The 20,169-nt window shown below is 61.0% G+C and carries 18 protein-coding genes; 15 read left to right on the forward strand and 3 right to left on the reverse strand.

Going from position 1 to position 20,169, the window contains the following annotated elements; all coding sequences use genetic code 11:
- Positions 1–65 precede the first annotated feature (65 nt).
- The 8 genes from ftsZ to HMPREF3170_RS07155 all read left to right on the forward strand — a co-directional run bounded on the left by ftsZ (position 66) and on the right by HMPREF3170_RS07155 (position 9,866).
- Positions 66–1,283: a cell division protein FtsZ gene (gene ftsZ, locus HMPREF3170_RS07120; protein ID WP_070362217.1), complete on the forward strand. Its 1,218-nt coding sequence runs from the start codon at positions 66–68 to the stop codon at positions 1,281–1,283.
- A gap of 9 nt (positions 1,284–1,292) precedes the next feature.
- A complete protein-coding gene (gene pgeF, locus HMPREF3170_RS07125; protein ID WP_070478788.1) occupies positions 1,293–2,033 on the forward strand; it encodes a peptidoglycan editing factor PgeF in 741 nt (246 codons plus the stop codon).
- Entirely contained in the window at positions 2,034–2,747 is a 714-nt protein-coding gene (locus tag HMPREF3170_RS07130; protein WP_070478790.1) for a YggS family pyridoxal phosphate-dependent enzyme, read from the forward strand.
- Positions 2,748–2,818: 71 nt separating this feature from the next.
- Positions 2,819–3,307, forward strand: coding sequence for a cell division protein SepF (locus tag HMPREF3170_RS07135; RefSeq protein ID WP_070362220.1), 489 nt, complete (start codon positions 2,819–2,821; stop codon positions 3,305–3,307).
- Positions 3,308–3,357: 50 nt separating this feature from the next.
- The gene (locus tag HMPREF3170_RS07140; protein ID WP_070478791.1) at positions 3,358–3,651 is read left to right on the forward strand and encodes a YggT family protein; all 294 of its coding nucleotides are present in this window, start codon (positions 3,358–3,360) and stop codon (positions 3,649–3,651) included.
- A gap of 273 nt (positions 3,652–3,924) precedes the next feature.
- Positions 3,925–4,941, forward strand: coding sequence for a DivIVA domain-containing protein (locus HMPREF3170_RS07145; protein ID WP_070478792.1), 1,017 nt, complete (start codon positions 3,925–3,927; stop codon positions 4,939–4,941).
- Between the two features lie 344 nt (positions 4,942–5,285).
- Positions 5,286–8,474 (forward strand): isoleucine--tRNA ligase, encoded by a 3,189-nt coding sequence (ileS, locus tag HMPREF3170_RS07150; protein WP_070478794.1) that lies wholly within the window; start codon positions 5,286–5,288, stop codon positions 8,472–8,474.
- A gap of 6 nt (positions 8,475–8,480) precedes the next feature.
- Positions 8,481–9,866 (forward strand): DNA polymerase IV, encoded by a 1,386-nt coding sequence (locus HMPREF3170_RS07155; protein WP_070478796.1) that lies wholly within the window; start codon positions 8,481–8,483, stop codon positions 9,864–9,866.
- Here the strand turns inward: HMPREF3170_RS07155 and HMPREF3170_RS07160 are convergent.
- The gene (locus HMPREF3170_RS07160) at positions 9,855–10,766 is read right to left on the reverse strand and encodes an asparaginase (RefSeq protein WP_070478798.1); all 912 of its coding nucleotides are present in this window, start codon (positions 10,764–10,766) and stop codon (positions 9,855–9,857) included. The two genes, HMPREF3170_RS07155 and HMPREF3170_RS07160, sit on opposite strands and share 12 nt — an antisense overlap.
- Before the next feature lie 130 nt (positions 10,767–10,896).
- Here HMPREF3170_RS07160 and HMPREF3170_RS07165 point away from each other — a divergent pair, with 130 nt between their 5' ends.
- Positions 10,897–11,487: a WKL family lipoprotein gene (locus tag HMPREF3170_RS07165; RefSeq protein ID WP_070478799.1), complete on the forward strand. Its 591-nt coding sequence runs from the start codon at positions 10,897–10,899 to the stop codon at positions 11,485–11,487.
- Positions 11,488–11,494: 7 nt separating this feature from the next.
- On the opposite strand, the gene HMPREF3170_RS07170 is transcribed toward HMPREF3170_RS07165, so the two are convergent.
- Together HMPREF3170_RS07170 and HMPREF3170_RS07175 are read right to left on the reverse strand one after the other, a co-directional pair.
- Entirely contained in the window at positions 11,495–13,192 is a 1,698-nt protein-coding gene (locus HMPREF3170_RS07170) for an ABC-F family ATP-binding cassette domain-containing protein (protein ID WP_070478800.1), read from the reverse strand.
- 34 nt (positions 13,193–13,226) lie between these two features.
- Positions 13,227–14,189, reverse strand: coding sequence for a DUF6263 family protein (locus tag HMPREF3170_RS07175; RefSeq protein WP_141742241.1), 963 nt, complete (start codon positions 14,187–14,189; stop codon positions 13,227–13,229).
- 42 nt (positions 14,190–14,231) lie between these two features.
- Between HMPREF3170_RS07175 and lspA the strand changes: the two genes are divergently transcribed.
- The 6 genes from lspA (at position 14,232) to HMPREF3170_RS07205 (ending at position 20,129) form a co-directional block, all read left to right on the forward strand.
- On the forward strand, positions 14,232–14,744 hold the full coding sequence (gene lspA, locus HMPREF3170_RS07180; RefSeq protein WP_070478802.1) for a signal peptidase II: 513 nt from the start codon (positions 14,232–14,234) through the stop codon (positions 14,742–14,744).
- Positions 14,745–14,788: 44 nt separating this feature from the next.
- Entirely contained in the window at positions 14,789–15,679 is an 891-nt protein-coding gene (locus tag HMPREF3170_RS07185; protein WP_083290930.1) for an RluA family pseudouridine synthase, read from the forward strand.
- Positions 15,672–16,208, forward strand: coding sequence for a hypothetical protein (locus tag HMPREF3170_RS07190; RefSeq protein ID WP_141742242.1), 537 nt, complete (start codon positions 15,672–15,674; stop codon positions 16,206–16,208). Before HMPREF3170_RS07185 ends, HMPREF3170_RS07190 begins: the two co-directional genes overlap by 8 nt.
- 76 nt (positions 16,209–16,284) lie before the next feature.
- Positions 16,285–17,952 carry an efflux RND transporter periplasmic adaptor subunit gene (locus HMPREF3170_RS07195; RefSeq protein WP_070478806.1) on the forward strand — a complete coding sequence of 556 codons (1,668 nt, stop codon included), beginning with the start codon at positions 16,285–16,287 and terminating at the stop codon, positions 17,950–17,952.
- 186 nt (positions 17,953–18,138) lie between these two features.
- Positions 18,139–18,852: an ABC transporter ATP-binding protein gene (locus tag HMPREF3170_RS07200; protein WP_070478973.1), complete on the forward strand. Its 714-nt coding sequence runs from the start codon at positions 18,139–18,141 to the stop codon at positions 18,850–18,852.
- The gene (locus HMPREF3170_RS07205; protein ID WP_070362232.1) at positions 18,849–20,129 is read left to right on the forward strand and encodes an ABC transporter permease; all 1,281 of its coding nucleotides are present in this window, start codon (positions 18,849–18,851) and stop codon (positions 20,127–20,129) included. Before HMPREF3170_RS07200 ends, HMPREF3170_RS07205 begins: the two co-directional genes overlap by 4 nt.
- Positions 20,130–20,169: the final 40 nt, after the last annotated feature.

Here is a 20,169-nt window from a genome sequence, read left to right on the forward strand (position 1 = left end):
CATGATGGGATGCGTTACCGCAATTGTTGAAGTTCTAAGAAGTTTTGAAAGGCGAGACACTATCCATGACCTCTCCCGCAAACTACCTCGCCATGATCCGCGTCGTCGGTGTCGGTGGCGGTGGCGTTAACGCTGTCAACCGCATGATCGAAGAGGGCCTGAAAGGTGTGGAGTTCGTTGCGATCAACACGGACTCGCAGGCACTGCTCTTTACGGATGCAGACACCAAGCTCGACATCGGGCGTGAGGCGACTCGCGGACTTGGCGCCGGTGCAAACCCTGAGGTTGGCCGGACCTCCGCTGAGGACCACAAGCAGGAAATCGAAGAGTCGCTGAAGGGCTCGGACATGGTCTTCGTGACCGCTGGCGAGGGCGGCGGTACGGGTACTGGCGCTGCACCAGTTGTCGCGGGTATCGCGAAGAAGATGGGTGCGCTGACCATTGGCGTTGTCACCCGTCCGTTCACGTTCGAGGGTAAGCGGCGCACCCGTCAGGCGCTCGAGGGCATCGCGAACCTGAAGGAAGTGTGCGACACCGTCATTGTCATTCCGAACGACCGACTGTTGCAGCTGGGTGATTCGGACCTGTCCATGATGGATGCATTCCGCGCTGCGGATGAGGTGCTCTACAACGGTGTTCAGGGTATTACGAACCTGATCACCATTCCGGGCATGATTAACGTCGACTTCGCAGACGTGCGCTCGGTGATGGCCGACGCCGGCTCCGCCCTGATGGGCGTCGGCTCCTCCCGCGGTGAAAACCGCGTGATGAATGCGATGGAGCAGGCGATCAACTCGCCACTGCTGGAAACCACGATGGAGGGCGCGAAGGGCGTGCTCATTTCCGTTGCTGGTGGTTCCGATCTCGGCCTGAACGAGACGAGTGCCGCAGCGTCCATCGTCGAAGAGAAGGCAGACGACGACGCGAACATCATCTTCGGCACGATCATCGACGACAACCTCGGTGACGAGGTGCGCGTCACGATTATCGCAACTGGCTTCGACGAGAAGGCCAACGCTCGCCCGGATGCCCAGCAGCCGGTCGATGCTGCAGCCGCATCGGCGGAAGAAGGCGCGGCGCCGTCTCCATCGCGTGGTTCACTGTTTGAGGATCGAGCTCCGGAGACGGAACGCGACGACTCCTACCAGGCGCGTCACCGCTACGAGCCGCACCGCTCGGGCCTCTTCACCGGCGGGGAGTCCGAATCCTCCTATGAGCGTCGTGGACGCGAGGAGCGCGGCGGCGATGATTTTGACGTCGATGTCCCTGATTTCTTGCGTTAGTCTGGGAGCATGACTGACTCTCTTCTCGACGTAGAACAACGCCCCGTCCGCATGGTGTTTACAAGCCGTGCGGGCGGGGCGTCGTCGTCCCCATATGACTCTTTCAATCTTGCGCTGCACGTCGGGGATGACCCGGAGGCCGTACGCGCGAACCGCGCGCGGCTTGCATCGCTGCTCGGGGTTGATGTGGGGCGCTTCGTGTGGATGGAGCAGCTCCACACGCCGAACGTGACGGTGGTGGACGGGCCGCAGTCTGAGCCTGTCGAGGCTTCTGATGCCATCGTAACCACGACCCCGAACCTCGCCCTGTGCGTGCTGGTCGCTGACTGTACGCCGGTGCTGTTGGCAGACCCCGTCGCTGGAGTGATTGCCGCGGTGCACGCTGGGCGTCTTGGGGCGCGAAACGGCATCGTGAAGAAGACCGTTGAAACAATGCGTGACCTGGGTGCTCAGCCTTCACAGATGCAGGCGCTGCTCGGCCCTGCAGCTGCGGGAGCGTCATACGAAGTGCCTGCTGATATGGCAGCGGATGTTGAGCGCAAGCTGCCAGGCTCCCGGACCACTACGCATGCAGGGACCACTGGGCTTGACATCCGTGCCGGTATTCGGCGCCAGCTCACTGAGCTCGGTGTGCAGCGAATTGACGTAGATCCGCGCGATACCATCGCGGACGAGGACTTCTTTTCGTACCGGAGAGAATCCACAACTGGGCGCCAAGCAGGCGTTATTTGGCTAACTGGAGTGAAATAAATGAGCACAACTGATATTGCAAGCAACCTTGCCAAGGTGCAGGAGCGTATCCGCTCCGCGGAGCGTGCCGCGGGTCGCGAGCCGGGAAGCGTGGAACTGCTACCAGTGACGAAGTTTCACCCGTGCTCGTCGATTGAGATACTTGCCGCGGAAGGTATTCGCCTGGTGGGGGAGAACCGAGAGCAGGAAGCGAGCGCCAAGGTCGCGACTCTGCGCGAGCACGGGGTCGACTGTGGTATCGCGATGATCGGGCAGATCCAGTCGAAGAAGGCGAACGCAGTGGCGCGATGGGCGAGTGAGGTTCACTCGGTGGATTCCTTGAAGTTGGCGAAGGGACTCGAGCGTGGCATGGCGCTCGCCCTTGAGCGGGGTGATCGGACGTCCGAAATCCTGCCGTGCCTTGTTCAGGTTTCTGCAGACGGCGACGAAAGCCGTGGCGGTGTCGCGGTGGAGAAGATCGCCGAGTTGGTTGAAGCGCTCGAGGGGGCTGAGCACCTCCAGTTCGACGGGTTTATGGTTGTGCCACCGCTAGATGCAAACGCCAGCGAGGTATTCGACCAGGTCCGCGAGCTGCGAGACACCTACGCGGCCAAGCTTGGGCGACCCCTGCGTTTCTCGGCGGGGATGTCCGCGGACTTTGAAGAAGCCATCGCGCATGGCTCGGATGTCGTGCGTGTCGGAACGGCGGTGATGGGGCCGAGGCCCGTAGTCTAAAAACCTAATCCGGAATTACATAGAGGTAATTTCTGCCCCGTCAGCACAGGCAACAAACGAGGAGCACCCAGATGTCTATTATCGGCAGCGCGAAAGAATTTTTCGGTCTTGGCCCGTTCAACGAAGATGACCCCTACTTCGATGAAGTGCAGTACGACGAGCGCGAGAACACTCGCGAGGAATCGACGAGACCTTCGCGCACATCTGAGTACGGCAGCGAGGATCGCTACCGCTCCTCAGCTACCCGTGACTACGCGGATCGCGCACCGAAGTCCTACACTCCCCAGGTCGTGTCCACTGCTCCGCGCAATTACAACGATGCGAAGGATATCGGCGAGCCGTTCCGTGATGGCGATGCCGTGATTATGGAGCTGACGGATCTCGACCCCCACGATGCAAAGCGCATCGTCGACTTTGCCGCTGGTCTGTGCTTCGCACTTCGTGGCAACATGTACAACCTGAGCAGGGGCGTTGAGACCCGCCGACGAGTCTTCGCGATCGTTCCGGAAAACGCCCGTTTGACCGAAGTTGAGCTGCAGCACACAGCGCGTCTTCGCTAATCGACGTCCAGCTCTGCGAAACATCAAGAAGAACAGGTAGTGTGTGACCCGTGTCTTTATTCGGAGCAATTCTTTACGCCGCGCTTGGGTTGTACTCCCTGATTGTGGTCATCCGCATCATTGTCGAGATGGTGCAATCCTTCTCGAAGCAGTTTGATCCACCAAGTTGGTTTATGGTCGTTGCGGAAGGCATGTTCGTGGTCACGGACCCGCCTGTGAAGTTCTTCCGCAAACTCATTCCGCCCATGCGTATGAGTGGCGGCGTTGGGATAGACGTCAGTGTGATCGTACTGTTCGTGGCGATTATGCTGCTCCAGATGCTGGTACGGGTCACCATGTTGTAATAGTGAGCTTGGATTGAGGCACCTACATTGGTAGGTGCCTTTTTTGCTTAATTTTCCCGTAATTTATGCCCGGATCGACATCAATTATTGGGCATCGGGGGCAGAAAAGGGGTATAACTGGCGGTGATGCCTGGTGCGTGTGAACCTATGCGTTACTATGGATCGATAAAAGAATGACGAACTATTAGATTTTAGGGTTCGCTTCCCGTAGCGTGGGAGGCAATCTGTGTTCGCGACATTGCGGACACAATATCGACATCGAAGGGAACGCCAATGCCGCTGACACCAGCAGACGTGCACAATGTCGCTTTCAGCAAACCACCAATTGGTAAGCGGGGCTACAACGAGGACGAGGTTGACCAGTTCCTGGACCTCGTGGAAGACACGCTTGCGCAACTGCAAGATGAGAACGATGACCTTCGGGCCCGTGTCGAAGAGCTCGGTGCTGGTGGGTCTGCTGCCCCGGTTGCTCCTGCGGCCGCGTCCAGCGATGTCGACGAAGCTGAGATTGAAAAGCGAGTTGAGAAGAAGGTTCGTGCTGAGTACGAGCAGAAGCTCCGTGCTGCGCAGGAGGCAAAGGTAGCGGCTGAGAAGGACGCTCAGGCTGCGAAGCAGGAAGCGGCAAAGGCTCGCCAGGACGCGGAACAGGCTGCAAAGCAGGCTAAGCAGGCGCCAAAGGCTGCCGCCGCACCGCAGCAGGCTGCGGCTGTCGACCAGAATGCAGCATCCGCCGATACGCACATGCAGGCGGCGAAGGTGCTTGGGCTCGCGCAGGAGATGGCAGACCGCCTCACCAACGACGCGCAGGCAGAGGCCCGCTCGATGCTCGACGAGGCCCGTGGTTCCGCAGAGCGTCAGCTGGCAGATGCCGAGGCACGCTCGAAGAAGCAGCTGTCTGAGGCAGAGACGCATTCCCGCGAGCAGATCCAGGCAGCTGAGCGTAAGGCTGCTGAGACGAAGCAGTCGGCTGAGGCTCGTGCACAGCAGCTCGTTGCAGACGCCGAGAAGAAGGCTGAGGAAACCACCAACGAAGCTAACTCGCGCGCTGAGGCGCAGATTCGCCAGGCTGAGGAGCAGGCAACGAAGCTGCGCACCGAGGCTGAGCGTAAGCACACCGAGATCATGAACACGGTGAAGCAGCAGCAGACCGCCCTCGAGAACCGCATCGCTGAGCTGCGCACCTTCGAGCGCGAGTACCGCACTCGCCTGCGCACACTGCTCGAGTCCCAGCTGGAGGAGCTTGAGACCCGTGGCACGTCCGCTCCGAGCGGCGACGCTGGCAATAAGTAGTTTCTTTCAAACATCAGCCACCATTCACTGCGGTGAGTGGTGGTTGTTGCCATTTCTGGGGGACAAAGGGCTAGAATGAGACAAGCTACGTGCTTCACCACCTGGTGGTGCGGTAGCGCGTGATGATCCGACCATCATCGGGGAGCGTTTCCGGAAGAACAGCTGTTGCGCTACAGTGCGCTATTGCTTAGTAGAACCGGACGTAATTAGGAAGCGTTATTTCTTTCACCGCAAATGAAGCGGAAGTTCGTCTCACGGCGGACTTCAAGCAGGGTGGTACCGCGTGGCGTTGTTCGCTGCGTCCCTGTGACAAGGTAAGCATTGTGCGTGAAGGAGAGACGGAGATGAGCAAGGTCGGAAGTGTCTACCCAAAGGTAGATCTGACCGGGGGAAGTGCCGCGTTTCCAAAAATGGAGGAGCAGGTACTGAAGTACTGGAACGAGGATGATACGTTCCAGGCATCGCTGAAGCAGCGCGAAGACTGCGAAGAATATGTGTTTAACGACGGCCCTCCGTTCGCCAACGGTTTGCCACACTACGGCCACCTGCTGACGGGCTACGTCAAGGACATCGTGCCACGCTACCGCACGATGGCTGGTTACTACGTTCCGCGCGTGTTTGGTTGGGACTGCCACGGCCTTCCCGCGGAGCTCGAGGCTGAGAAGCAGCTCGGCATCAAGGATAAGGCTGAGATCGAAAACATGGGTCTGGCACAGTTCAACGAGTACTGTGCCAAGTCCGTGATGCACTACGCCGATGAGTGGAAAGAGTATGTGACTCGCCAGGCTCGTTGGGTGGACTTCGATAACGGCTACAAGACGATGGAACTGCCGTACATGGAGTCCGTCATGTGGGCGTTTAAGACCCTGTATGACAAGGGGCTGATTTACCAGGGCTTCCGCGTGCTGCCGTACTCGTGGGCGGAGCATACTCCGCTGTCGAACCAAGAGACGCGTCTGGATGATTCTTACCGCAATCGGCAGGATCCGACCGTAACTGTAACGATGCCGTTTACGGGTGGGCGTGAAGGATTTGCTGCTGCGGAGACCTGGAAGCAGCACCCTGAGCTGCACGACGCAGCTGCGATCGCCTGGACCACTACGCCGTGGACGCTGCCGTCGAACTTGGCGCTTGCGGTCCATCCGGACGTTGAGTATTCGCTGGTCCGTGTTGGTGCGGACGGTGAAGAGGTGGTCGTCGGCAAGAAGCTGCTGCTGGCGACGGAGCTCATCGGCGCGTACGCGAAGGAGCTCGGCGAGGAGCGCGAGGTCGTTGCTACGTTCAAGGGTTCCGAGCTCGAGGGCTTGGAGTACGAGCCGGTCTTCGACTACTTCCGTGACCAGGAAAAGGCGTTCATGGTGTTGAACGCGGACTACGTGACCACCGAGGACGGCACGGGCGTTGTTCACCAGGCGCCTGCGTTCGGTGAAGACGATATGTACACCTGTCAGGAGTACGGCATCGATTTGGTGATTCCGGTTGATGCTGATGGTAAGTTCACCTCGCTGGTGCCGGAGTACGCAGGCAAGCTGGTTTTTGACGCGAACCGTGACATCATCCGTGACCTTCGTGCGAAGCAGCGCGTGGTCCGTGACCAGACGATTGAACACTCCTATCCGCACTCGTGGCGTTCAGGCGAGCCGCTGATCTACATGGCGCTTCCGGCGTGGTTTGTGAAGGTCACTGAGTTCCGCGACCGCATGGTGGAGCTGAACCAGGAGATCGACTGGATCCCATCGCACATTCGCGACGGCCAGTTCGGTAAGTGGTTGGAAGGCGCGCGTGACTGGAACATTTCGCGTACCCGCTACTGGGGCTCACCGGTGCCGGCGTGGGTGTCGGATAACCCGGAGTACCCGCGTGTGGACGTCTATGGGTCGCTCGAAGAGCTGGAGAAGGACTTCGGCGTTCGCCCGAAGTCGCTGCACCGCCCAGACATTGATGAGCTGGTCCGCCCGAACCCAGACGATCCGACCGGGAAGTCGATGATGCGTCGCGTGCCGGACGTGTTGGACTGCTGGTTTGATTCTGGTTCGATGCCGTTTGCGCAGTACCACTACCCGTTTGAGAATGTTGAGGAGCACGACGCTCGTCAGCCTGCGGACTTCATCGTGGAGTACTCGGGCCAGTCGCGTGGTTGGTTCTACGTGCAGCATGTCTTGGCGACGGCACTCTTCGACCGCCCGGCGTACAAGAAGGTCGTTGCGCACGGCATCGTGCTGGGCAATGACGGTCTGAAGATGTCGAAATCGAAGGGCAACTACCCGAACGTCAACGAGGTCTTCGACCGTGATGGTTCCGACGCGATGCGTTGGTTCCTCATGTCTTCGCCAATCCTTCGTGGCGGCAACCTCATCGTGACGGAGCAGGGCATCCGCGAGGGCGTGCGCCACGCGTTGCTGCCGATCTGGAACGCGTACACCTTCCTGCAGTTGTACTCCTCCGAGGAGGCAAAGTTCAGCGTCGATTCGCAGGATGTGCTGGACCGCTACATCTTGGCGAAGACGCATGACCTCGTGGCTGCGGTGAAGGAGGCGCTCGATGACACTCGCATCGCGGACGCATGTGACGAGGTCCGTCGCTTCGCTGACTCGCTGACGAACTGGTACGTGCGCCGGTCACGCGACCGTTTCTGGTCGGGTCAGGAGGAGCATCCTGAGGCGTTTGACACGCTGTACACGGTCCTGGAGATCCTGACCCGTGTGACGGCGCCACTGCTGCCGTACATCAGTGAGGTCATCTGGCGTGGCCTGACCGGGGGTCGCTCGGTGCACTTGGCGGACTTCCCGTCCGCGGATGCAATCCCGGCGGACCCTGCACTGGTCAGCGCGATGGATGCAACGCGCGCGGTGTGCTCCGCTGCTTCGTCGGTGCGTAAGTCGAAGAAGCTGCGCAACCGCTTGCCACTGCCGAAGCTCACGGTGGCGCTGGCGGGCTCGGACCAGCTGCAGGACTTCGCGTCCGTGATCAAGGATGAGGTCAACGTGAAGGAAGTCGTGCTGACTGACGACGTCGACTCCGTTGGTTCCTTCGAGGTTGTGGTGAACGCGAAGGTCGCGGGTCCAACGCTGGGCCGTGACGTACAGCGCGCTATCAAGAACGTCAAGGCTGGCAACTACGTCCGTGAAGGCGAAAACGTTGTTGTCGACGGCGACATCGTGCTCACCCCGGAGCTCTACACCGAGCGCCTGGTGGCTGAGGACCCGACGAGCACCGCTCGAGTTGACGCTACCGATGACGTCGTTGGCCTGGTCGTGCTTGATACGGAGCTGACCGAGGAACTCGAGGCCGAGGGCTGGGCAGCAGACGTGATTCGTGGTCTGCAGGATGCTCGTAAGCAGGAAGGCTACGAGGTCTCTGACCGCATCTCGGTACAGCTGTGCGTACCTTCCGACAAGGTCGAGTGGGCGCAGCGCCACGCTGAGCACATCGCGCATGAGACGCTCGCGACGTCCTTCGAGATCGTCGAGACGCTCAACGGCGAGGCGCACACGATTCACGAAGGTGTGAGCGCAGCGATTGCTAAGCAGTAATTTGCGATGAAACGTTGGGTCCTGCACATCGACATGGATGCGTTCTACGCATCCTGTGAGCAGCTCACACGCCCAACGTTACGTGGACGCCCCGTCCTCGTTGCTGGTGTCAACGGGCGGGGCGTTGTCGCGGGCGCAAGCTATGAAGCCCGCAAGTATGGGGCGCGTTCCGCAATGCCGACCCACCAAGCTGCGAAGCTGGTGGGTCCGCGAGCGGTGCTCGTTGCCCCGCGGCGCCCGGTGTACAAGGTGGCGTCGCAACGCGTGTTTGAAATCATTGAGCGCAGGGTCAGCGTCGTGGAGCAGCTCTCTATCGACGAGGCGTTCATGGAGCCCGAGGAGCTCGCGGGAGCGAATCCGGAGACCGTGCTTGAGTGGGCCAACGAGCTACGTGGAGACATTAAGGATGAGACAGGCTTGCCAAGCTCGATTGGTGCGGGCAGTGGTAAGCAATACGCGAAGATCGGCTCAGGCCTGGCAAAACCCGACGGGGTGTACATTTTGCCTCACGAACAGCAGGAAGCGCTGCTGCACCCTCTGAACGTCAACGAGCTGTGGGGCGTTGGGCCTGTCACGGAGGCGAAGCTTGCGCAGGCCGGGATTGAAACGATCGGGGACTTTGCGGCGCTGAGCGAGAAGGAAGTCGATATTGCGCTCGGAGGGGTCGTCGCGAAGCAGTTGTGGCAGCTGGCGCGGGGGCACGATGATCGCCCGGTTGCGCCGAGGGCCGTCGCGAAGCAGATTTCTTCCGAGCACACTTTTCCCCAGGACCTGACCACCGCGGCCGAGGTTGACGCCGCGGTCGAGCGCGCCGCCGAGGAGTCGCACAGGCGCTTGCTGAAAGATGGGCGCGGTGCGAGGACTGTGACGGTGAAGCTACGGATGGCGGACTTCCGCATCGAGTCGCGTTCTGCGACGCTGCCTTACGCCACTGACGATGCGGAGACACTGCGCGCTACGGCGTTTCGCATCGTGCGCTACCCGGACGAGGTCGGCCCGATCCGGCTCGTGGGCGTGTCCTACTCGGGGCTGGAAGATGCGCTGCAGGACGTGCTGTTTCCGGAGCTAGACCAGGAAATCATCCGGCCTGTACCCGCTGACAGTGATTACGAATCCGGGGTCAGCGACCACGTGGCCAGCAGCGATATTGCAGTCGAGCTATACGACGGGCCTACCAACGGCGTGTGGCGCGCCACCCAGGACATCTACCACGAGGACTTCGGCCACGGCTGGGTCCAAGGTGCGGGCAAAGGCTGGGTGAGCGTGCGTTTTGAAACGAGGGCCACGGGGCCAGGGAAGATGCGCACATTGCGTATCGACGACCCCAAGCTCCAGCCAGCGGACCCGGTGGATTCCCTCGCGTGGCAGGACTGGCTCGACTCAGAACACTGACGCCGGATCCACGCCGTTGGCCAGCGCAGTCGCGAGCGCGATGCGCGCCTGACCAGCGCGTAGGAACCCCGCGGCGATCGCCCCTTGGGAGCCGAGGGTAGCGCCACCACCGGTGCCGCCGTAGGCGAAGGTGACCTCGCCGTAGGGCACGGAACTGGTGATTACGACGGGGATACCCGAATCGAGTGCGCGGGTGATTGCCTCACCCATGCCGGGGCCAACATTGCCGGATCCGAGCGCCTCGATCACGATGCCATCCGGGTTCATACTGGTCACGGCATCCACGATCTCGCCGTCCGCGCCGGGCCAAGCGCGCAGGATGGGGATGTGAATGGCAGCCAACGGCTTGCGGGCAAGTGCTGCAGGGCGGGGAAGTGGGCGTTCACTGCTCAAGGTGAAGGCCTCGAGGGCGTGTGTGTCGCGCTTCAACAGCCCGCGGGCGGGCAGGGTGGCGCCGCCGAAGTGGAGGAGTACGCCGTTGTTGCGTCGAAGCGGATCTGCGGCGGCGGCAATTGCGCCCGCGAGGTTCCCGGGGCCGTCGGGGTGTTCGTGGTCGGCGGCGTGCTGGGCACCGGTAAGCACAATAGGGCGGGGGTCGTCGTGCACGATGTCGAGTGCGAATGCGGTCTCCGCCATGGAGTCGGTGCCGTGGCTAATTACGATGCCACTGATCTGCGGGTCTTGCAGTGCTTGTGCAGTGAGGGAGCGAAGCTTGTCGATGTCAGCGAAGGTGATCGCGGACGAGTCGAGACGCAGCGCGTCATACACGCGGACGGGCTCGGTGGTGCCACTGGAGTGGACGAGGTCTTCAGCGCTAAGGCTTGGAACGAGTGCGCCTTCAGAGTTTGCGGTGCATGCGATGGTGCCACCGGTGGCGATGAGCAGTACGAAAGATTCCATAACTCACAGCGTGCCAGAGTGGCGTATTGGTGCCAAGGTAAAAACGCCGGTAACGTTGGCAAGGTTAGAGCGGTGTCGGATCGCTAACTGTGACCGTGAGCCGCTGAAGACAATGCTTCAAGGAGAAATCGTGAAAGCAGCACCGATCGTAGCTGTCGCCGCCGCGCTGGGCCTCGGGCTCAGCGTGAGCGCATGCTCTGGCGACAACAGCCAGGATGATCCCGCGACCACGGCAACGCAGGCCACCAGCGAGTCTGTCGCGCCCGCCGCGCAGCAGCCAACCGCTGAAGAACTCAACGCAGTGCTCATGCGCGCAACCGATGCAAGCCTGCCGATTGAGGAGCGCGTGAACACGGTCCAGGGCGGAGAGAACGTCCCTGAACTGTTCGACGTGATGGCGCAGTCCCAGGAGGAGTCCGGCGCGAACTTCCAGGTCGTACCGCCTGTGCTTCCTGGCTACACCCCGGATACCGTTCTGGCAACGGTCAGCTTCACCCGTCCCGACTCCCAGCCGCAGCTCGCGGAGGACGTGGAATTCGTCTTCGAAGACGGCGTGTGGAAGCTTTCTCAGGTCTGGGCATGCACCCTGATCAACAACACCCTGCCGCCTGAGCAGGTGCCAGAGATGTGCAAGAGCTCCGCTCCGCAGCCGGCAGCCCCGGCTGAAGAGCAGCCAGGTGAGCAGCCTGCGGAAGGCTACCAGCAGGCACCGAACCTCTAAGCAGACACTACTGCTTATCCGCGCGCCAGAGCTCCTCCGTCCACAATGTGGCGAGAGTCAGAGTTCTGGCGCGTGCGTCTTTCTCGGCCTGGCGCTCGTGCCACTGGCGGCGCACCCAGCGGTCATGGCTGGTGATGATGACGGTGCCCTCGAATGCGAGCAAGGCGTGCTCCAGCTCTTCGGCCAGTGCAAGCGAGAGGTGGTTTGTCGGCTCGTCGAGCAGCAGCAGGTCAGGCGGGCACGCCAGGATGATACCGAGTGAGACGCGGCGACGCTGGCCGAGCGAGAGGTCGTCGAGCTTCTTCGCCGCCTGCTCCTCGGTCATCAGGCCCATTTCTACGAGGTCTGGCACACCCTCTGGGGTGAGCTCCGCGAACACTTCGGCCGCGGTTTTGTCGAGGTCCGTCCACGAGTCGTCCTGCTCGAGGCGTGCGACGGTCATCTCTTCCGGCATGATGATCTCGCCCTCGTAGTCGCGCAGCTGGCCGTCGATAATTTTCAGCAGCGTGGACTTGCCGGAGCCATTTGGGCCTTCAACGAGGAGCTGCTGGCCGGGCTGCACTTTGATACTCAGTGGGGCGAGGCGGTCAGGAACGGAGAGGTTCTGGGTGACCAGCGCCGGGAGTCCAAGCGAGGTCGCGGTATGCGGCGGAAGGCCGCGGAAGCGCAGGCGAGCCGGCGGCTCCGGAATCTCCGTTCGCTCAAGCGCTTCGAGGCGTTGCAACGCCGAGCGCCTGCGGTTGCCCACCGTCTTCGCCGCGCGGTCCGCCTGGTACTTTGCCGCCATTCGGATGTCAGAAGAAGCTTCTTGGGAGTGGAAGATGTCCTCGCCGGTTTGCTCAGCGGCCTTCTCAAGCCTGGCGCGCTCGTGCTCTTGCGCTGCGTAGTCGCTTTCCCAGCGGCGGCGTCGGTCCTCGCGGGCCTTGAGGTAGTCGCTGAACGCGCCACGGTAGCGGGTGCCCTGGCGGGTCTCCTCGCCGAAGCCGCCCTCGGCTCCAAGGCCGGGGTCGAGGTCGACGATGCCGTCGCAGGCGGTGTCGAGGAAGTAGCGGTCGTGCGACGCGGCGAGTACAGGCCCTTTGAATGCCTCGAGCTCGCCGATGAGGAAGTCGACGGCTTCGTCGTCGAGGTGGTTGGTCGGCTCGTCGAGGACCATGGCGTCCACCGGGTGTAGCAGCAGCGTGGCCAGTGCAAACCGTCGGCGTTGCCCGCCAGACATCTCGCCCAGTGGGGTGGCCAGGTCGACGTTCGCAAGGCCGAGGCCAGCCAACACGGTAGCGATGCGGGCATCTAACTCCCACACGCCGGAGTTTTCCGCGCGGGACAACGCCCGGTCGTATGCGTCGGCCGCCTCCTGGTCGTCTGGGTTGTCGACCATGCGCTGCGCAAAGGTTGAGATGTCTTCCTCGACAGCGCGAAGCTCTTTTACGGCTTCGTCGATAAGTGATTGGGCGGGCTCGCTGAACGGCAGCGAGGTTTCCTGCGGGATGAAGCCCGTGATCGGGGGCGTGATAAGCACCCCTGCGTCGGGTTTCAGCTCTCCGGAGATGATGCCGAGCAGCGTCGATTTGCCGGCGCCGTTCTCTCCGATGAGCCCGGTGACAGACCCGGATGGCACCGCGAAAGAAATGTCGGTGAGGACGCGGTGTCCGCCTGGGTACGAAAACGAAATGCCGTCAAGGCCAATATGCAGTGGGGCAGTCATGGGATGTTCCTCGTCATCAAATGTGGGCCGTCTCTTATACGTTATAGTCCACAACGCTCGTGGTGTCTTGGGCCACACGGGTATCGGCTTCGTCACTGCCGTAGACAAGCCGCGTAGCGGTAAGCACAGAACCGCCCACCGGAAGAGGCGAATGCAGGTCCACCGTCAGCGAGCCCTCCGAGTGCGAAGTGTTGCTCACCACGTGCAGCGTCGTGCCGTCCAAGGCGCCAGCGACCTCGTTATCAATCGTGATGGATCGCTTGAGCGGGCGTTCCTGGACATCTACTTTCAGCTCGAGTGTTGCGTCCTGTGTGGATTCCAGCGTGTACGTGGTGGTCCGTAGCATGTCCGAGGCACCAAGTCCTCGCTGCTCAACTTTCCAGGAGCCGCCTACGCCGACTGGCTCATCCGGGAAGACAACTTGCCACGACATCAATTCGAGCAAGTTCTGCTCGGCGATGGCCCGGCCTTCCTCATCGGAATCCGCCGTAGGCATCAGTTGTACCGCCGATACTGTGCCGTTAGGGTCGCTGTGCCAGCGCATCTGGAAGCCCTCGTTTGACGTCAAGCTGTTCTGCATCGCTAAATCCGAGTGCTCTAACCCTTCTGCGACAAGGTCTACCTGGCGCACAGCACCCTCGTTGTTGCTCTCTGAAGTGTGCGTCGAAACGGTCAGCGTGACTGTGTCGCGCTCGTGCTCGCGCGCGATGACCGGCTCCGAGCCCTCCTCGCCGGGGTACTGCGCAATCGCGTGCGACAGCGCGACCCGCTGCGGCGCCGTAGTTTCGCTGTCTGCTGATGCGCCGTCCTCGTACTTCCACACCTGCGGGTTTTGTCCTTGTGAAAGTACCTGCACGACTGGTGACTCAACGGCGAACTCGGGAATGTCAGCGAATGGATCCGGCTCCTCGGCGCTGCATGCAGTGAGCGCAAAAACCGCGGCGGTGATGGTCAGAGGGCCGAACAATGAACTTTTGGGATGAGCGGAGTACAACACAACTTCACAAGCTACAGCATTTGCATACTACAGTTATCTGCGATGGGTAATTCAAAGGAATCACGTGTGCGCGGCGGGGCGTCAGCGAGGCGTCGCTCGCTCGGTGTCGTCGTCGGCGTTATGCTCGCTGTTGCTGCTGTGGATCAAGTAGTCAAGCAGATTATGGTGACATCCTTGACACCCGGTGAGCCCGTGCCAGTGATCGGTGATTGGGCTCGACTGTATTTATTGTTTAACCCTGGCGCGGCCTTTTCGATGGGGCAGAACTCGACGTGGCTGTTCACGACGATCCAGCTTGCGTTCGTTATCGGTGCGTTGATCTATGCCCCACGCCTTGCTGGCAGGTGGGAGACACTTGGGGTGGCGTTGATCGCGGGAGGGGCGCTTGGCAACCTCATCGATAGGCTCGTGCGCGAGCCGGGCTTTTGGTTCGGCCATGTCGTTGACTACATCTCCATCGGTTCGTTTGCAGTGTTCAACCTTGCCGACGCCGCCATCACCATCGGGGTGGCCGTCGTCGTCATCTCGATGTTTGCAAAGGAGGCGCGGTCGTGAGTACGGGGTTTCGCGCGCTTCCGGTGCCTGAGGGACTGTCGGGGATGCGCGTTGACGCGGCAATTGCAAAGCTCTTTGGGGTCTCGCGCAGTGTTGCGGCAGAGATGATCGCCGACGGCAGCGTACTTATCGACGCCTCCCCAGTACAGAAATCCGATCGTGTTACTGCGGGCGCCCTGCTGGAGGCCACGCTGCCACCGCCGAAGCGCGCGCCGGAGCCTGTGGCCGAGCACGTCGACGGACTCGACGTGATCTACCACGACGCGGACGTCATCGCTGTGGACAAGCCGGTAGGCGTTGCCGCCCATCCGACACTTGGATGGGAGGGGCCAACCGTGGTCGGTGGGTTGCAGGCGATGGGTTTTACGCTGCCAGATGCTGGCCCCCCGGAGCGCAAGGGGATTGTGCAGCGATTGGACGTCGGCACGTCCGGAGTGATGGTTGTCGCAAATAGTGTGCGTGGCTATTCGGTGCTGAAGCGTGCGTTCAAGGAGCGAACAGTGCACAAGACGTACCACGCGGTGGTGCAGGGGCTGCCTGACCCGATTGTCGGCACGATTGACGCGCCGATCGGGCGCCATCCGTCGGCGGGGTGGAAGTTCGCTGTCACGGCGGATGGGCGTCAGAGTATTACGCACTACGAGGTGCTCGAGGCGTTTCGCCAGGCAAGCCTGCTTGAAGTTCATCTGGAAACAGGGCGCACACACCAGATTCGTGTCCACATGTCTTCGGTAGGGCACCCGTGCGTCGGCGACCCAATGTACGGGTGTGACCCGAACCTTGCTGCCAAGCTTGCGCTCAACCGCCAGTGGCTGCACGCCACCAGCTTGACGTTCGACCACCCAAGTACCGGAAAGCCAATGACGGTGAAATCTTCCTACCCGGACGACTTGCAGCACGCCTTGGACATGTTGCGATCGGCGAACCGTGGCTAACCAGGCAAAGGGGTGGCGGGCTGTAATCACGGCATTGCTCGCCGGTGCTGTGCTTTACGGATGCTGCTACCTTGTTGGCGTCAATAATCCGCCGGAGCAACCTGTGCTGCAAGGGGACGCTCTGGGGGCAGAACAAGACGAGACTGCGCCGGAGTACGCGGCGCGCGCGGAGCAAAGCCTCGAAGAGGCATTGCAGGAAGGTGAACAGGCTCACTTCGCGCTTGTATCGTTCGGTCATCCTTTGAATCCAGAAGAAGCAGACGCAGTACTGCGCCCAGTTGGGCGCGTGAACGCCGTGATCACCGAGTTAGGCGCGAATCCAGTCGGAGAGCCTGCGCCCGGAGCGTCGCGCGCCGAGATATTCCGAGGAGTCTCTGCACACATTGAAGGCGCAGTCGTCTACGACGCTGTTGCGCATTTGGCTGATGTGAACGATGTGAACGATGTGTTTGCTGTGGAAGTTTTACCAGCTGACGCGGTATGGGGCGCGTTCGCAATCCGGCCCGTAAGTTTCGTAGACGCACAGTGAAGGCGTGTATAGTTTTCCGGGATTGCACCTATACGCGCATCCAAAAGGTGCGCGGAAAACAACACGAGGAGAGACATTGGTTTCCGACCCTGGAATCAACGCCCGAAGCCCGCAGCGTCAGCGTTTTTCGAAAACGCGAATTGTGGGTGTCACGCTGGCTACAACCGCAGCGTTATTTGCGGCCTCGTGTGGCGCTATTGGCGGTGGTGATGACGGTGGGCACGATGGTTTGCTCGCCGGAGATTACACGATCGCTGCAGAGGAAAACCTCACCAATAGCATCGTGGTCAATGGCAACATTGCGCCGATTCGCTCAGTGAGCATCACGACCGCGCTGCAGTCCGAGGTCGAACGGCTCGCAGTGCAGCCAGGCGACCGCGTCGCGAAAGATCAGTTCTTGGTGCAGATGAACACCGACGCGCTGCAGCGCCAACTTGCCAAGCAGGAAAAACAGCAGGCGAGTGCCCAGGCAGAAGCGATGCAGGGCGTCGAGCAGGCCAAGAGTCAGCTCAACGCGTACGACCAGGCGATGGCAAACGGCTCCAACCCGGCTGTGGCTCAGGCGCAGGCCCAGGTGGATCAGGCGCAGGCAGCGCTTGATGCTGCGCTTGCCGCGCAGGGTGGCGCACGGATGATCGCTTCGCCGAAGATCGCAGCCCACGTTCAGAAGATGGCCGGCGATTTGTCCTCCCGTCTGCCAGGCGGTTCCGGCCACGGCATCCGCACGGCACCTCCTGCAGCCCCGGCCGCGCCGGGTGCAGTCCCGGGTGGTGGTCAGGGTGCTGTCCCAATGCTGAGCGTGGAGCAGGCTCGAGCTGCCCTCCAGGAATCGCAAGCCGCACTGGAGGCCGCCAAGGCTCAGGCCGGGCAGGAGCGCCAGCAGTTGCAAGCACAAGTTGACTCCGCATGGCGTGCCGCAGAGAACGCCTCTGCCGCTGACGACGACGGCACGCTGCAGCTCCAAGTGCAGGAAGCAACGATTAACGCTCCAATGGCTGGCGTAGTCACAAACGTTGACGTGCAGGTAGGCGATATCCCGCAGGGTCGCGTCCTTGGCATCGCAGATGACTCCCGACTGTTGATCCGCGCTAACGTGCGCGAGGCGGACGTCCCGGCGATCAAGCAGGACAACCGCGTTGAGTTCACCTCGACTGCGACGGGTAAGAAGAAGTTCACTGGGCGCGTCACGCGAGTTTCCCCGGTCGGTTCCACAGGCGCGAGTGCTGGTAGTGGGGCAGAGGCTGCAGCCGCAATGTCCGCAGGTGGCAGCGGCGGAGGCTCCTCGGTGATGTTCCCCGTTGAGATCGAAGTCACCGGTGACAAGGAAGGCCTGCTGCTCGGTGGCAGTGTGCGTGCTGAAATTATCACTGAAGAGGCGAAGAACTCCATCAACATTCCTCGCGACGCCGTCTACGACGAGAACAAGATTTTGGTGCTCGCAACGGAGAATCCCGGCGACACCAGCGGCGTCGTAGAAGAGCGCACTGTCAAGACCGGTGCGAAGAATGACGTTGACGTCGCTGTCACGGGGGGCGAGCTCAAGCCAGGCGACATCGTGATCAACTGGCCTGAGAACTTCAAGGACAAGGTTGGCTCCACGGTGAAGGTCAACGACGAAAACTTTGATCCTGAGCAGGTAAAGAACGCAAAGGACAAGAAGCCGACAGGCAGTGCCGCTGCAACCACTCCGGCGACGTCTTCTGCAGCGCCGAAGTCTTCCGCGCCAGCGGAAAAGGAGGGGTAGGCGATGGCACGGAATCCCTTCCGAAAGCACTCCCGACAACGCGTACAGGACGATGCCACCGACGCAGAGTTCGACGAGTTGTTTGAGGCCGCCGAGCCTTCGACGGAGGAGCTCGAAGTACCAACGCTGACAGAGCCAGTTGCGCAACCTCAACCAGCACTGCACACACCTGCAGGGCAAGAGGCGATGTCGAAGAGCGGTCTGCTCATTGACATGCGCAGGATCGTCAAGACGTACAACGTCGGAGAGCCCAGCGAGCTGACCGTGCTGCATGGCATCGACTTCCATGCAGAGCAGGGCGAATTTGTCTCTATCGTCGGCCCGTCGGGTTGCGGCAAGTCGACGCTGATGAACCTGGTTGGCATGCTCGACCGGCCGACAGACGGCGCGTACGCGTTCAACGGCGAGCCGGTGTACGCCAAGTCGGACAACGAGCTGGCCGCGTATCGTAGCCAGAACATCGGCTTTATCTTCCAGAACTTTAACCTGATCGGTCGAATCGACGCGTTGCAAAATGTGGCGATGCCAATGATGTATGCGGGCGTCGATAAGAAAGAGCGCGAGGAGCGCGCCGCTGAACTTTTGAACATGATGGGCATGGGCGACCGCTTGCACCATAACCCGAACGAACTGTCGGGTGGGCAGAAGCAGCGCGTGGCAATTGCTCGCAGCCTTGCGAACGACCCTGACCTGCTGCTCGCGGATGAGCCTACCGGTGCCCTGGACTCCAAGACGGGCCGCATGGTGATGGACCTCTTCCACGAGCTGCACGACGACCTTGGTAAAGCCATCGTCTTCATCACGCACAACCCTGAGTTGGCAGAAGAAACTGGCCGCATTGTTGAGATGATGGACGGGCGCATCGCGCAGGTTCGCGCCCCACTGGGGGCGAGGCCATGAACGTAGGAGAGTCAATCAAGCTTGCCTCCTCGTCGCTTCGCAAGAATAAGCTTCGCTCGTTGCTGACGCTGCTGGGCATCATTATCGGCATTATGGCAGTGGTCATTATTATGACGCTCGGCCGTGGTCTGGAGCGCCAGGTGATGTCGGGGCTTGAAGGCGTCGGCACTACGACGCACCCGGTGATGGTGCATGAGCGTCCCGATGACGCGGATGCATCCGAGGATCCCTTCGCGGCGTTTTCTTACGCGCCACCATCCGATGAGCGCAACGCAGTCACTCCCGAGCAGCTCGATGAGCTGCGTCAGGCATTTGGGGACCGTATCCAGGGCGTGGACATCGATGTTTCCACGAGTGGGGAAGTGGTCTCCGATGACACAACTGTGTCCACGAACGTCAAGCCGGTCCTTGCAGACTCGATGAAGGTGCGAAACATCGAAGTGCAGTTCGGCCGCGAGATTTCCCAGGATGACATCGATGGGCACCGGCCGCTCGCAGTCGTGAGCCCCTCGCTTATCGACGCCCTCTTCGACGGCAACGCCCAAGCCAGTTTGGGCAAGCGCATCGATGTGGTTGTAGACGACCAGCCGGCAGTGTTCACTATCGTGGGCGTGCTCGATGGCGAGGAAGATTCCCGAGGCGGCGGAATGTTTGGTGCCGCAGAACAGTTTGCGGACATCTATATCCCGCTCACCGCTGCAGATCGCGTTGGGCTTGACAGCGACTGGTTCACGTCATTTTCGGTGCAATCGGCGCCGGATGAAGACGCGAAGACCTTCCAGGCCGACCTGCAACACTACATGGACCGTTGGTACGCCAATAACGAGGATTACACCATTGAGGTGGTGGATCTTTCCTCGAGCTTGGAAGAGCTAACGAGCGTATTCCGCATCATGTCGACAGTGCTCTCCGCGATCGGCGGTATCTCGTTGCTGGTCGGTGGCATCGGCGTGATGAACATCATGCTGATCACCGTCACTGAGCGCACGCGAGAGATCGGTGTGCGCAAAGCGTTGGGCGCCAAGCAAAGCGATATTCGCACGCAGTTTATCGTCGAAGCGATGCTGGTGTGCCTGATTGGCGGCATCATCGGTGTGATTCTGGGCGGGGCGATTGGCATGATCGCGACGGCCGCGTTCGATGCCTTTACATGGCCGCCGCTCGGCGCAATTGTGTTGGCGCTCGGGTTTTCGCTGGCAACCGGTATTTTCTTCGGTGCCTATCCAGCCGCGAAGGCTGCAAAGATGCAGCCTATTGATGCTTTGCGTTACGAATAAGTTCGCTGGTTGCTGGCTCTTTTGGCCGTGTCCGAAGTCT

The sequence above is a fragment of the Corynebacterium sp. HMSC08D02 genome (genome assembly GCF_001807505.1).
Taxonomy (GTDB): Bacteria; Actinomycetota; Actinomycetes; order Mycobacteriales; family Mycobacteriaceae; genus Corynebacterium; species Corynebacterium pseudogenitalium.

Bases quoted from the DNA above. Each gene is read 5' to 3' on its own strand.
- HMPREF3170_RS07155 (WP_070478796.1), top strand. From the start codon at position 8,481: ATGAAACGTTGGGTCCTGCACATCGACATGGATGCGTTCTACGCATCC.
- HMPREF3170_RS07200 (WP_070478973.1), top strand. From the start codon at position 18,139: ATGTCGAAGAGCGGTCTGCTCATTGACATGCGCAGGATCGTCAAGACG.
- HMPREF3170_RS07205 (WP_070362232.1), top strand. From the start codon at position 18,849: ATGAACGTAGGAGAGTCAATCAAGCTTGCCTCCTCGTCGCTTCGCAAG.
- ftsZ (WP_070362217.1), top strand. From the start codon at position 66: ATGACCTCTCCCGCAAACTACCTCGCCATGATCCGCGTCGTCGGTGTC.
- HMPREF3170_RS07135 (WP_070362220.1), top strand. From the start codon at position 2,819: ATGTCTATTATCGGCAGCGCGAAAGAATTTTTCGGTCTTGGCCCGTTC.
- ileS (WP_070478794.1), top strand. From the start codon at position 5,286: ATGAGCAAGGTCGGAAGTGTCTACCCAAAGGTAGATCTGACCGGGGGA.
- lspA (WP_070478802.1), top strand. From the start codon at position 14,232: ATGGGTAATTCAAAGGAATCACGTGTGCGCGGCGGGGCGTCAGCGAGG.
- pgeF (WP_070478788.1), top strand. From the start codon at position 1,293: ATGACTGACTCTCTTCTCGACGTAGAACAACGCCCCGTCCGCATGGTG.
- HMPREF3170_RS07160 (WP_070478798.1), bottom strand. From the start codon at position 10,766: ATGGAATCTTTCGTACTGCTCATCGCCACCGGTGGCACCATCGCATGC.
- HMPREF3170_RS07170 (WP_070478800.1), bottom strand. From the start codon at position 13,192: ATGACTGCCCCACTGCATATTGGCCTTGACGGCATTTCGTTTTCGTAC.
- HMPREF3170_RS07130 (WP_070478790.1), top strand. From the start codon at position 2,034: ATGAGCACAACTGATATTGCAAGCAACCTTGCCAAGGTGCAGGAGCGT.
- HMPREF3170_RS07185 (WP_083290930.1), top strand. From the start codon at position 14,789: ATGCGCGTTGACGCGGCAATTGCAAAGCTCTTTGGGGTCTCGCGCAGT.
- HMPREF3170_RS07145 (WP_070478792.1), top strand. From the start codon at position 3,925: ATGCCGCTGACACCAGCAGACGTGCACAATGTCGCTTTCAGCAAACCA.